This is a genomic window from Rhodanobacter sp. UC4448_H15, assembly GCF_052978265.1.
In genome coordinates this window covers 1370018-1381989 of sequence record NZ_CM129665.1, presented here as the reverse complement: position 1 = coordinate 1381989, position 11972 = coordinate 1370018, and the positions used below count along the sequence as shown (strand labels likewise).

8 protein-coding genes are annotated in these 11972 nt (G+C 70.0%); 6 read left to right on the top strand and 2 right to left on the bottom strand.

What is annotated here, in order from left to right; genetic code table 11:
* Positions 1–33: 33 nt before the first annotated feature.
* Both ACVCMI_RS06110 and ACVCMI_RS06105 read right to left on the bottom strand, forming a co-directional pair.
* A complete protein-coding gene (locus ACVCMI_RS06110; RefSeq protein WP_447097042.1) occupies positions 34–2649 on the bottom strand; it encodes a bifunctional aspartate kinase/diaminopimelate decarboxylase in 2616 nt (871 codons plus the stop codon).
* A gap of 283 nt (positions 2650–2932) precedes the next feature.
* Positions 2933–4450: a fumarate hydratase gene (locus ACVCMI_RS06105; protein WP_447097043.1), complete on the bottom strand. Its 1518-nt coding sequence runs from the start codon at positions 4448–4450 to the stop codon at positions 2933–2935.
* On the opposite strand from ACVCMI_RS06105, the gene ACVCMI_RS06100 reads away from it, so the two are divergent.
* The 6 genes from ACVCMI_RS06100 (at position 4449) to ACVCMI_RS06075 (ending at position 11969) form a co-directional block, all read left to right on the top strand.
* On the top strand, positions 4449–4679 hold the full coding sequence (locus ACVCMI_RS06100; RefSeq protein WP_447097044.1) for a hypothetical protein: 231 nt from the start codon (positions 4449–4451) through the stop codon (positions 4677–4679). The two genes, ACVCMI_RS06105 and ACVCMI_RS06100, sit on opposite strands and share 2 nt — an antisense overlap.
* Before the next feature lie 89 nt (positions 4680–4768).
* The gene (locus ACVCMI_RS06095; RefSeq protein WP_447097045.1) at positions 4769–6673 is read left to right on the top strand and encodes a S53 family peptidase; all 1905 of its coding nucleotides are present in this window, start codon (positions 4769–4771) and stop codon (positions 6671–6673) included.
* Between the two features lie 102 nt (positions 6674–6775).
* A complete protein-coding gene (locus tag ACVCMI_RS06090; RefSeq protein ID WP_447097046.1) occupies positions 6776–7663 on the top strand; it encodes a PhzF family phenazine biosynthesis protein in 888 nt (295 codons plus the stop codon).
* Between the two features lie 69 nt (positions 7664–7732).
* Positions 7733–9061, top strand: a complete 1329-nt coding sequence (locus ACVCMI_RS06085; RefSeq protein WP_447097047.1) for an APC family permease — start codon at positions 7733–7735, stop codon at positions 9059–9061.
* 113 nt (positions 9062–9174) lie between these two features.
* Positions 9175–9705, top strand: a complete 531-nt coding sequence (locus ACVCMI_RS06080) for a (2Fe-2S)-binding protein (protein WP_447097048.1) — start codon at positions 9175–9177, stop codon at positions 9703–9705.
* Positions 9702–11969: a molybdopterin cofactor-binding domain-containing protein gene (locus ACVCMI_RS06075; protein WP_447097049.1), complete on the top strand. Its 2268-nt coding sequence runs from the start codon at positions 9702–9704 to the stop codon at positions 11967–11969. Before ACVCMI_RS06080 ends, ACVCMI_RS06075 begins: the two co-directional genes overlap by 4 nt.
* Positions 11970–11972 lie beyond the last annotated feature (3 nt).

The window sequence follows — 11972 nt, the reverse complement described above, 5'->3', positions numbered from 1 at the left end:
GCCGGCCAAAGAGCGGGACAGGCGCGCTCCGGATCAGTCGTCGATCACCACCTCGTCGGCCTCGTCGCGCAGGTTGTAATGCGAGGACATCACCTTGCCGTAGGCACCGGCCTGCGCGATCAGGATCACGTCGCCCTCGGCCGCCTCCTGCAGTCGGCGGTCGGTGCCCAGCACGTCGCCCGACTCGCAGATCGGGCCGACCACCTGGTAAAGCGCGGTGGCCGGTTCGCCAAGCCGGGTGAGGTTGACGATCTTGTGCCAGGCGTCGTACAGCGCGGGGCGGATCAGGCTGTTCATGCCGGTGTCCACGCCGAGGTAGCGGAAGCCGCCCTTGTCCTTCAGCTGGGTCACCCGCGTCAGCAGCACGCCGGCGTCGGCGACCAGGTAACGGCCCGGCTCCATCCACAGCTGGTATTGCGGATAGGCCGCCTTGACCTCGCGCAGCGCACGGTCGAGCGCGGCGATGTCCAGCGGCGCCTCGCCCGGGTGCGCCGGCACGCCGAGGCCACCGCCGATGTTGAGGAACACCACGCTGGCGATGCGCTCGGCCAGGCTGGCCAACTGCGCATACACCTCGCCCCAATGCGCGGCGTCGAGCACGCCCGAGCCAAGATGCGCGTGCAGGCCGCGCACGGCCACGCCATGCGCATCGGCCAGCTGCAGGAATGTCGGCAACTGATCCAGCGGCAGGCCGAACTTGCTGGCGCTGCCACCGGTACGCACTTTTTCGTGGTGGCCCAGGCCGCGGCCCAGGTCGACCCGCAACACGATCTCGCGACCGCGGAACAGCTCGCCCCAGTGCTGCAGCGGATGCAACGCGTCCAGCGTGACGCTGGCGCGGGTGCCCAGCGCATGGACGTAATCCTCGCGCGGCGCGAAGTTCGGCGTGAACAGCAGCGGCACCGATTCCGCCACCACCGCGGCGACCGCTTTCAGTTCACCCGGCGACACGCACTCGAACGCGAAGCCCTCCGCCGCCAGCGCGCGCAGGATCGCCGGATGCGTGTTCGCCTTCACCGCGTAGTGCAGCCGATCCACCGCCGCCAGCGATTTCAGCTCGCGCGCCTGCTGGCGCACCGTGGGCAGGTGGTAGACGTAGCGCGGCGTGGCTTCGGCGGCCAGTTCCAGCAGGCGCGGACGCTGCGCCTGGCGCCACCATGCCGGCACGGCGGGAACGATTTCGCCGCCGCCATACAGCATCTGCCAGCTGGGGCCGAACAGCGCGCTGTCGTCCGTGCGCAGGGCGCCGGCGCCAATCAGCAAGTCGTGCAGATGCGGCAGCAGCGCATCAACCACTTCCTCGTCCACCACGAACGTCAGGTTCAGGTTGTTCGACGACTGCGAAATCATGTGCACGCGCAGCTGGCCGAACTCGGCCAGCACGCCGGACAAGGTGTGCAGCAGCGAGCGCATGCCGCGGCCGACCAGGGTGATCGCCGCGCACGGCGCGATCACCTTGACCCGGCACACCTTGGCCAGGTCGCTGGCCAGCGCGGCGATCGCGTCGGAGTCGAGCAGGTTCTCGGTGGGATCGAGCGACACGGTGACGTTGGTCTCGGCCGAACCGATCAGGTCCACCGACAGGCCGTGCTGCTTGAAATGCGCGAACACGTCGGCGAGGAAGCCGACCTGTTGCCACATGCCGACCGACTCCATCGAGACCAGGGTGATGCCCTTGCGCGCGCTGATCGCCTTGACGCTGGGTGCATGCGCGCGCACCTCCGGGCCGATCACGGTGCCGTCGAGTTCGGGCCGGTTGGTGTCCTTGATCAGCAGCGGCACACGCGGCTCGCGCAGCGGCGACAGGCAGCGCGGATGCAGCACCTTGGCGCCGGTGGAGGCGATTTCCTGCGCCTCCTCGTAATCCAGTCGCTGCAGCAGGCGCGCGCCCGGCACCTGGCGCGGGTTGGCGGTGAACATGCCGGCCACGTCGGTCCAGATCTCCACCCGCGCCGCCTTCAGCAGCGCGCCGAAGTACGCCGCCGAGGTATCCGAACCGCCCCGCCCGAGCAGCACGGTGCGGCCATGCGTTTCGCGCGCGATGAAGCCCTGGGTGATGAACACCTCGCCGAGCGCGGCCAGGCGCGCGTTCAAGGTCGGGTCGGGCTTCGCCTCGACCATGGCCGACAGCAGCCGGGTGCGCTCGTTCTGGTTCGGCAACGCCACCGCCGCCAGGCAGTCGCGCGCGTCCAGCCACTGCGTGGGCAGGCCGCTATGGCTGAGGAAGGCGGCGCCGAGCGCGCTGGACATCAGCTCGCCGTGCGCCTGCACCTGCGCCTGCCAGGCCAGCTCGCCGCGCGCCGCGGGGCCGTCCTCGGCCAGCCGCGCCAGCTCGCCCAGCCGCTCGCCGAGCGTGTCCGGCAACGCCAGCTGCATATGCTCCAGCAGGTCGTAGTGGCGTTGCGCGATCGCGCCGGCCGCCGCCTTGCGCTTGTCCTGCCCGCCCTCGCCGCACAGTTGTTTCAGCGCGTCGGTGATGCCGGTCAGCGCGGAAACGACGACCAGCACGCGCGCGCCTTCGGCGCGGCGGCTGGCGACCAGCTCACGGATGTTCTGCCAGCGAGGAAGCGTGGCGACGCTGGTGCCGCCGAACTTCATCACGATCCAGGGAGCGTCGGCGGGCAGCGGCGCGGAGGTTGGCGAGGTCACGGGAGTTCGCTGTCAGGGGATGGTTATTCGACCAGTGTTGCGCTGCGGCATTGGAATTGCAAATGGTTTTTCGAGGACGACTCGTTTGGACGTCTAGACTGCTGTTTGCCGTATGCGGGCAGTGCCCTCCGGCCCTTCCTTTGCCTTGTGCGGGGCGGCGGGCAGTGCCCGCCCTGCGGGGTGTTCGGGTTTTCGATGGAGAGCTGAGGTGATCCTGAAACTCCCTCTCCTCAATCCTCCCCCGGAGGGGGAGGAGGCAAACGCGTGCGCTCGCGCACTGCTTTTACTGCATGAAGACGGGGATCTTGCCGATCCTCGCCTGCCACTCGCGCGGACCGGTCTGGTGCACCGAGCTGCCGCCCGAGTCGACGGCCACGGTGACCGGCATGTCCTCGACGGTGAATTCGTAGATCGCTTCCATGCCCAGGTCGGCGAAGCCGACGACGCGCGAGGCCTTGATCGCCTTGGAGACCAGGTACGCGGCGCCACCCACCGCCATCAGGTACACCGACCGGTGCTTCCTGATCGCCTCGATCGCGGCGGGGCCGCGCTCGGCCTTTCCGACCATGCCGAGCAGGCCGGTCTGCGCCAGTACCTGTTCGGTGAACTTGTCCATGCGCGTGGCGGTGGTGGGGCCGGCCGGGCCGACCACTTCCTCGCGCACCGGATCGACCGGGCCGACGTAGTAGATGAAGCGGCCGCTGAAATCCACCGGCAGCGGCTCGCCCCGGTTGAGCATCTCGACCATGCGCTTGTGCGCGGCGTCGCGGCCGGTGAGCAGCTTGCCGTTGAGCAGCAGGGTCTCGCCCGGCTTCCAGCTGGCGACCTCGTCGCGGGTCACCGTGTCGAGGTTCACCCGGCGGCCCTTGGAGGCGTCGTAGGTGAGCTTCGGCCAGTCTTCCAGCGACGGCGGGTCGAGCATCACCGGGCCGGAGCCGTCCAGCACGAAGTGCGCGTGGCGGGTGGCGGCGCAGTTCGGGATCAGCGCCACCGGCAGGTTCGCCGCGTGGGTCGGGAAATCCTTCACCTTGACGTCGAGCACGGTGGTCAGGCCGCCCAGGCCCTGCGCGCCGATGCCCAGCGCGTTGACCTTCTCGAACAGCTCGATGCGCAGCTCCTCGGCGCGATTGGCGGGGCCGCGCGCGATCAGTTCCTGGATGTCGATCGACTCCATCAGCGCCTCCTTCGCCATCAGCATCGCCTTCTCGGCGGTGCCGCCGATGCCGATGCCGAGCATGCCCGGCGGACACCAGCCGGCGCCCATCGTGGGCACGGTCTTCAGCACCCAGTCGACGATCGAGTCGGACGGATTGAGCATGGCGAACTTCGACTTCGCCTCGGAGCCGCCGCCCTTGGCCGCCACGATCACCTCGACGGTGTCGCCGGGCACGATCGACATGTTGACCACCGACGGCGTGTTGTCCTTCGTGTTGATGCGCTTGCCGGCCGGGTCGGCCAGCACGCTGGCGCGCAGCTTGTTGTCCGGGTCCAGGTACGCGCGGCGCACGCCCTCGTTGGCCATGTCCTCCAGCGACATGGTGGCGTCGTCCCAGCGCACGTTCATGCCCACCTTGAGGAACACGGTGACGATGCCGGTGTCCTGGCACAGCGGCCGGTGGCCTTCGGCGGCCATGCGCGAGTTGATCAGGATCTGCGCCATGGCGTCCTTCGCGGCGGGCGACTCCTCGCGCTCGTACGCGGCGGCCAGGCTCTTGATGTAGTCGACCGGGTGGTAGTAGCTGATGTACTGCAGCGCGTCGGCGACGGACTGGATCAGGTCTTCTTGCTTGATGGAGGCCATGGATTCGCTGTGGGCAGACCGGGAAAACCGCCATTGTGCCGCACCGGCCACCGGCGGCAAAACCCGACCGGGTGCAGTGCGGGCCGGCCTGCCGACGAAGGCACCCGGGCGTCTTTATCTCGGCAGGCACTTGGTACTAATCTCGCGCGAGCGGCGCAACGCCGGTCGTCAGGGGGAACTGACGACGTCGCTGGGGAAGTTGCAATTCGCACGTGAAACGCAGGGCTGAGCTTCAAAGCGCCGCCACCTTCCGTTCGTTGCCTGCCGAAAGTGCATCCGCTTTCCAGCCAGCCCTGTCCACTCCAGGGAGAAGCACTCATGCACTTCAAATTGCGCAGGAAAGTTCTCGCCATCAGCCTCGCGACCATGCTGGCCGGTGTGGCCACCTCGGTCTCCGCCGCGGGTTTGCAGGCCGTCACCGACCAGGGCCTGGCACCCACCGACCAGAGCGTCACCGTCAGCCTCGTGCTGCGATTGCGCCACGAGGCCGAGCTTGAAAACTACGTTCGTCAGACGGCCACGCCCGGCAGCGCGAACTTCCAGAAGTTCCTCACCACGGCGCAGTTCGCCGAGCGCTACGGCGCCACCGATGCGCAAATCGCCAAAGTGCAGGGCTACCTGAGCCAGCATGGGCTGCAGGGCGAGCTGCTGGACAGCCACCTGGTAATCAGTGTGCGCGGCACGATCGGCCAGTTCAGCCAGCTGTTCGGCACGCCGGTGCACAACTACGTGTCGCGCAAGACGGGCCAGCGCTTCCATCGCCCGGCGCGTCCGCTGGTGATGCCGGTCGGCCTGGGCGACAACGTGATCCTGGCCAGCGGCCTCAGCAACGAGTGGCACTACGTGCCGCACCACACGTCGAAGCTGCCGGTGACCAACCTGCGGCTGGCCAACCCGCCGACCACGCTGTCGGCGCAGGCGCGTGCGGCAGCGACCGGCAACCCCACCGCCACCGGGGTGCCTGGCCAGTACACCGTGGGCGACGTGGCCAACCTGTACAACATCAACCCGCTGTACCGGCGCGGCATCACCGGCAAGGGTTCGACCCTGGCGATCGTCACCCTGGCCACCTTCGACCCGTCTGACGCGGAGGATTACTGGACCGCGATCGGGCTGGACACCAAGCCGAACCGCATCACCCAGGTGCATGTCGATGGCGGCGGCGGCACCAACGGCGCGGACGAGACCACGCTCGACGTGCAGCAGGCCGGCGGGCTGGCGCCGCAGGCCAACATCATCGTCTACGACGCGCCGAACGCCGGCTCCGGCTTCGTCGACGCGTTCGCCCGCGCGGTCTCCGACAACCGGGCGGACAGCATCTCGGCCAGTTGGGGTCTGGGCGAGATCTTCAACTTCGCGGCGCTGAACGTGGACGGCGCGCGCAACACCGACACCACCGACGTCGGCGACCTGCGTGCCTATCACCAGATTTTCCTGGAGGCGGCCGCGCAGGGGCAGTCGATGTTCGCCGCCAGCGGCGACTCCGGCGCCTACGACACGGTACGCGCCCTCGGCACCGGTGACGGACCGGGCGAGTTCAGCGCACCGCTCACCGTCGATGCCCCGGCGTCTGATCCGTACATCACCGCTGCCGGCGGCACCACGGTGCCGGTGAAGTTCGTCAACTCCTCCGGCCAGGTGGTGCTGTCGATCGACCAGGAGAGCGTGTGGGGCTGGGATTACCTGCTGCCGTTCGTGCCCAGCCGTGACTATGTGTTCTCGGTCGGCGGCGGCGGTGGCGTCAGCGTCTACTGGCGCCAGCCGATGTACCAGCTCTTCACCAGCGGCATGGAGCGCAGCGAGAAAAACCAGGAGCTGACCTACAACGATCCGGCCACCGGCCCGTACACCTACCTGAAGCTGCCCGGCAACTTCAAGGGTCGCAACCTGCCGGACATCTCGCTCAACGCGGATCCGGAAACCGGCTACCTGCTGGTGTTCCAGGGCGGCCTGTACAGCTCCGGCGGCACCAGCTTCGTCGCACCGCAGTTGAACGGCATCACCGCGCTGTTGCGGCAGAGCACGGGCCATCGCATCGGCCTGTGGAACCCGCACATGTACCTGCTGCAGAACCTCTTCGGCTACGGCAAGTGGTCGGCGTTCAACCGCATCAGTGCCGGCGACAACTGGTTCTACGCCGGCAATGGCCGTTACAACCCGGGCGCCGGCATCGGCACCCTGGACGTGGCCAATTTCGACACGTTCCTGCGCGTGGGCTTCTGAGCGAACGCCCCGGCCCGCGCCGAATGCGCGGGCCGGTTCGCCGGCTTGTCGGCGAACGCCATCAATGCGATCTTCCGGCGACTCCCTCCCCCCGGAACCGCCATGCCAGCACGCCGTTTCCTGCAACTGGACGTTTTCGCCGACCGCCTGCTAAACGGCAACCCGCTGGCCGTCGTGGTGGACGCCGAGGGGCTGGATGGCGCAGCGATGCAGCGCATCGCGCGCTGGACCAACCTCTCTGAAACCAGTTTCCTGCTGCCGCCTACCGAGCCGCAGGCGGACTACCGCGTGCGCATCTTCACGCCGCGCCAGGAGTTGCCGTTCGCCGGCCACCCCAGTGTGGGCAGCGCGTATGCAGCGATCGAGGCAGGGCTGGTCGATGCCGGCAAGCGCAGACTGACCCAGCAGTGCGAGGCCGGCCTGCTGCCGGTGCAGGTGGTCGGCGACGGCCCGACACGGATCATCCACGTGCAGGCGCCGCCGGCCCGGTTGGGCGAGATCGATGATGCCCTGCGCGCGCAGCTCGCATCTGCATTGCGGGTGGAACTTGCGCGCGACGACGTCGTCCTGGTCGACAACGGACCGCACTGGATCCTGTGCAACCTGGGCGAGGCGGCACCGGTGCGCGCGCTGCTGCCGGACATGGCGGCGCTGGCGGCGCTGTGCCTCCGGCACGACGCGGTCGGCGTCAGTGTGTTCGGGCATGAACGTTCCGATGTCGCGGCCATGGCGGTGCGCGCCTTCTGTCCCGCCGACGGCATCCCGGAGGACCCGGTCACCGGCAGCGCCAATGCGGCGATCATGGCCTGGCTCGGCGCGCGCGGCGATCGTGACGGCCATGGCCTGAACTATCGCGCCAGCCAGGGGCGCGAGGTGGGTCGCGACGGCCTGGTCGATGTGGCGCGCGACGACGCCACCGGCGCCGTCACCATCGGCGGAGCCTGCGTCATCGGCGTGCGCGGCGAACTGCTGTTTCCGGCCGCGGACTGATCACCGCCGCCTTGCCGAACGCGCGGCGCGCCGCCATGCTGTCGCGCCGCCATCCACATGACCCGACCGATGCCCTCAGCCCATCCCTCCGGCAGCTACCTGCGCAGCCTGCGCCCATGGGACGCCGCGCTGATCGTGGTCGGCGGCATCATCGGCGGCGGGATCTTCCTCAACCCCGGCATCGTGGCGCAGCGCACCGAGTCGGGGCTGGCGCTGCTGCTGATGTGGGTGGCCGCCGGCGTGCTCACCCTGATCGGCGCGCTGTGCTACGCCGAGCTCGGCGCGCGCCGGCCGCACGCGGGCGGCACCTACGTCTACCTGCGCGAGGCGTTCGGGCCGCTGGCCGGCTTCCTGTTCGGCTGGACCATGCTGCTGGTGATCTACTCCGGCTCCAGCGCGGCGGTGGCGACGATCTTCGCCAGCTACGCCGCTTCGCTGTTCGGGCTGCCGCCGGCCTGGGCGCTGCCGCTGACCGTCGGCGCGCTGGTCTTCGTCGGCGGCATCAACCTGTTCGGCATCCGCCTCGGCGCGCAGATCCAGAACCTGTTCGCCCTGCTCAAGCTGCTGGCGGTGGCGGTGCTGGTGGTGTGTGGCCTGTTCCTCGCCGGCGCCGGCCACGGCCAGGTGCTGGCCGTCGATCCGGCGCGCCACGGCGTCGGCTTCATGGGCGCGGCGCTGCCGGTGCTGTTCGCGTACTCCGGCTTCACCTACCTCAACAACCTGGCCGGCGAAGTGCGCGACCCGCAGCGCACGCTGCCGCGCGCGCTGACCCTGGGCATGCTGCTGGTGATCGGCGCCTACGCGCTGGTCAACGTGGCCTACCTCGCCGTGCTCGGTCACGCCGGGCTCGCCGCCAGCAGTGCGCCGGCGGCGGACGTGATGCAGCAGGTGGCCGGCCCGGTCGGCGCGAAGGTGATCGCGCTGGGCGTGGCGATCTCCACCCTCGGCTTCTGCAATATCACCCTGGTTGCCGGTGCGCGGGTGCTGCAGGTGATGGGCGAGGACGGGCTGTTCTTCCGCGCGGTGGCGCGGCTGCATCCGCGCTGGCGCACGCCGAACACCGCGCTGCTGCTGCTGACCGGCTGGGCCATCGTGCTGGCCCTTTCGGGCGGCTACGGCCAGTTGCTGGACTACGCCACCTTCGGCGACTGGCTGGCCTGCGCGGTGGGCGTGGCCACGCTGTTCTGGTATCGCCGGCACGATCCGGCCAACCCCGGCTTCCGCGTGCCCGGCTACCCGTGGCTGCCGTGGCTGTTCATCGCGACGGTTGGCGCGGTGGTGGTGGCCACCCTGCTCGACAACCCGCGCAACGCGGGCATGGGCCTGCTGATCATGGCCGCGGGCATCCCGGTGTACGGCATCTGGCGCCGCCTGGGCAAGCAGCACCGCGGCGCGTGACGCCGGCCCGGCGCACCGCTCGCCGCCGTCGACGATGAACGGCATGTGGCTGCGGGGCTGCTGCGGCCACACGGCAATGCCACAATAGGCAGACGATCCGCGGAGAAGTCCCGATGCTCCAATCCCACATCCTGCCGGCCGAACCGGCCAGCGCCATCGTGCCGGAGAAGGCACGCGAGGGCATCGATGTGCAGATCAACGGCGAGCATTACCGGCACACCGGCGACCCGCAGATGCCGCTGCTGTGGTACCTGCGCGACGTGTTGCGGCTGACCGGCACCAAGTACGGCGGCGCGCACGGCGAGAACGGCGCCGACCTCGTGCTGGTGGCGGACGCGGCGGTTTCCGCGGTCACGGCGCCGATGCAGACGCTGGCCGGCAAGTCGATCACCACGGTGGAGGGGCTGGCCGGCGGCGACGACAGCCTGCATCCGCTGCAGCAGGCCTTCATCGACGAGGACGCGATCGGCTGCGGCTACTGCACGCCGGGCTGGCTGATCGCCGGCGTGGCGCTGCTGCGGCGCAAGCCCAAGCCGAGCGACGACGACATCGACCAGTTGCCCAATCTGTGCCGCTGCGGCTGCCAGACCCGCGTGCGCCGCGCGATCAAGCGGGCGGCGGCCGGCAAGGCGGGCCAGTCGTGAGCAGCGAGGGCGGCAACTCCACGATCCGCCTCGATCGCCGTCGATTCCTGCAGGTGCTGGCCGGCACCGCCGGTGCGCTGGTGGTCGGCATCCGCCTGGCCGACGCCGCCGACGCTCCGTTGCCGCCAGCGCTGCTCGGCAACGATTTCCACGACCTCGGCGCCTATGTGCGCATCGACGCCGACGGCCTGGTGCTGATCGGTGCGCGCGACCCGGATACCGGCACCGGCGTGGCCACGGCCTTGCCGCGGATCATCGCCGACGAACTCGACGCCGACTGGGAGCGGGTCCGCGTGGTTGCGTTGGGGCTGGGCGTCAGCAACGACAACGGCCGGCCGAAGTGGACCTACGGCCACCAGGTGGGCGGTACCGGCAATTCCATCCCGGCCGCGTGGCGCGACCTGCGCCAGGTCGGCGCGCTGGCGCGCTGGCTGCTGTTGCAGGCGGCGGCGCGACGGCTCGGCGTTTCCGCCAGCCGGCTGCGCTGCGATGCGGGCACCGTGATCGCGCCCGACGGGCGCCGGGCCACCTACGGCAGTCTCGCCGCCGACGCCAGCCAGGTCGCGCTGCCCACGCAGGCGCCGCCGGTGAAGGCCGCCAGCAGCTACCAGCTGATCGGCCGGCCCGCTGGCGACGTGGACGCGCATGCCATCGTCACCGGCCAGGCGCGCTACGCGATCGACGAGCATCTCGGCGATGCACTGGTCGCCGTGCTGGTGCACTGCCCGTGGCCGGACGGCACGCTGGCGCGCATCGACACCGGCGACGCGCTGGCGCAGCCCGGCGTGGTCAAGGTGATCCAGCTCAAGCCCGAGCCGGGCCAGCCGCGCGGCATGACGGTGATCGCCCCGGCCGTCGCCGTGCTGGCCACCGACACCTGGGCTGCGCTGCGGGGCCGCGCCAAGCTCAAGCTCGAATGGAAGCCCGGCGCAGGCGGCGGGGAGAGCAGCAGCGCGCTGGAGCAACAGGCGCTGGCCACGCTCGCCGGCACCGATGCGCCGACCACGCGCGTGCGCGACGACGGCGACGTCGACGCCGCCGGCAAGAAAGCCGCGCGCCGCCTGCAGGCCACCTACGTGCAGCCGTGGCTGGCGCACGCCACCGCCGAGCCGATGAACTGCCTGGTGCGGCTGGACAAGGATCGCGCCAGCCTGGTGGTGCCAACCCAGGCGCCGCAGAAAGCCTGGGCGGTGGTGCAGCGCCTGACCGGGCTGCAGCCGGCGCAGATCGACATCCGCGTGCCGCGCGTGGGCGGCGGTTACGGTCGCCGGCTGGACCACGATTTCGTCGCCGAGGCGGTGATCCTGGCGCAGGCGGTCGGCAAGCCGATACGCCTGCTGTGGACCCGCGACGAGGATTTCAGCCACGACTTCTACCGCTCCGGCTGCGTGCACCAGCTAAACGCCGTCGTCGACCGCAAGCGCCGGCTGATCGGCTGGAACCAGCGCATGGTCAGCGCCTCGGCGGCGAGCCTGCGCGGCGTGCCGGAAGATCGACTGTGGCGCTCCGAGCTGCGCGCCGACCAGTTGCCCGCCGGCCTGGTGCCGAACTACCGCAGCGACTGGTACGCGCAGGCCTCCGCGATGCCGCGCGGACCGTTCCGCGGCATGCCGCATCTCAGCAACGCGTTCGCGGTGGAAAGCTTCATCGACGAGATCGCCCACCAGCTGCGCGAAGATCCGCTGAAGACGCGGCTGCGCATCCTCGGCGAACCGCGCCAGCTGCCGTTGGGCGGCGACGCCGTGCTCGACGTCGGCCGCCTTCGCAACGTGCTGCAACTGGTCGCCGACCGCATCGTGTGGAAGAACTGGCTGCACAGCATCAACGGCCTGGGCCTCGCCTGCTGGCACGTCGACGGCGCCTACGTGGCGCATGCCATCGAGGTCGCTCTGCAAGGCCAGACGCTGGTGGTCCGCCGTGTGGCGTGCGCCGTCGACGTGGGTCGCGTGGTGAATCCGCTGGGCCTGGAAGGACAGATCGCCGGCGCCACGCTGGACGCCTTGTCGCTCGCGCTGCACCCGGCGATCACCTTCAAGGATGGCCAGGTCCAGCAGCACGGCTACAAGGATTACCCGCTGGCCACCATGACCGAGCTGCCGCGCGAGGTGGAAGTGATCACCGTGCCCGGCGACCGCGACCCCAGTGGCGCGAGCTTCCTGGCGATGCCCAGCGTCGCGCCCGCGCTGGCCAATGCCGTGTTCCGCGCCAGCGCCGTGCGCGTGCGCCGGTTGCCGCTGATGAAGGAACTGATGCGGCTGCTCTGAGCG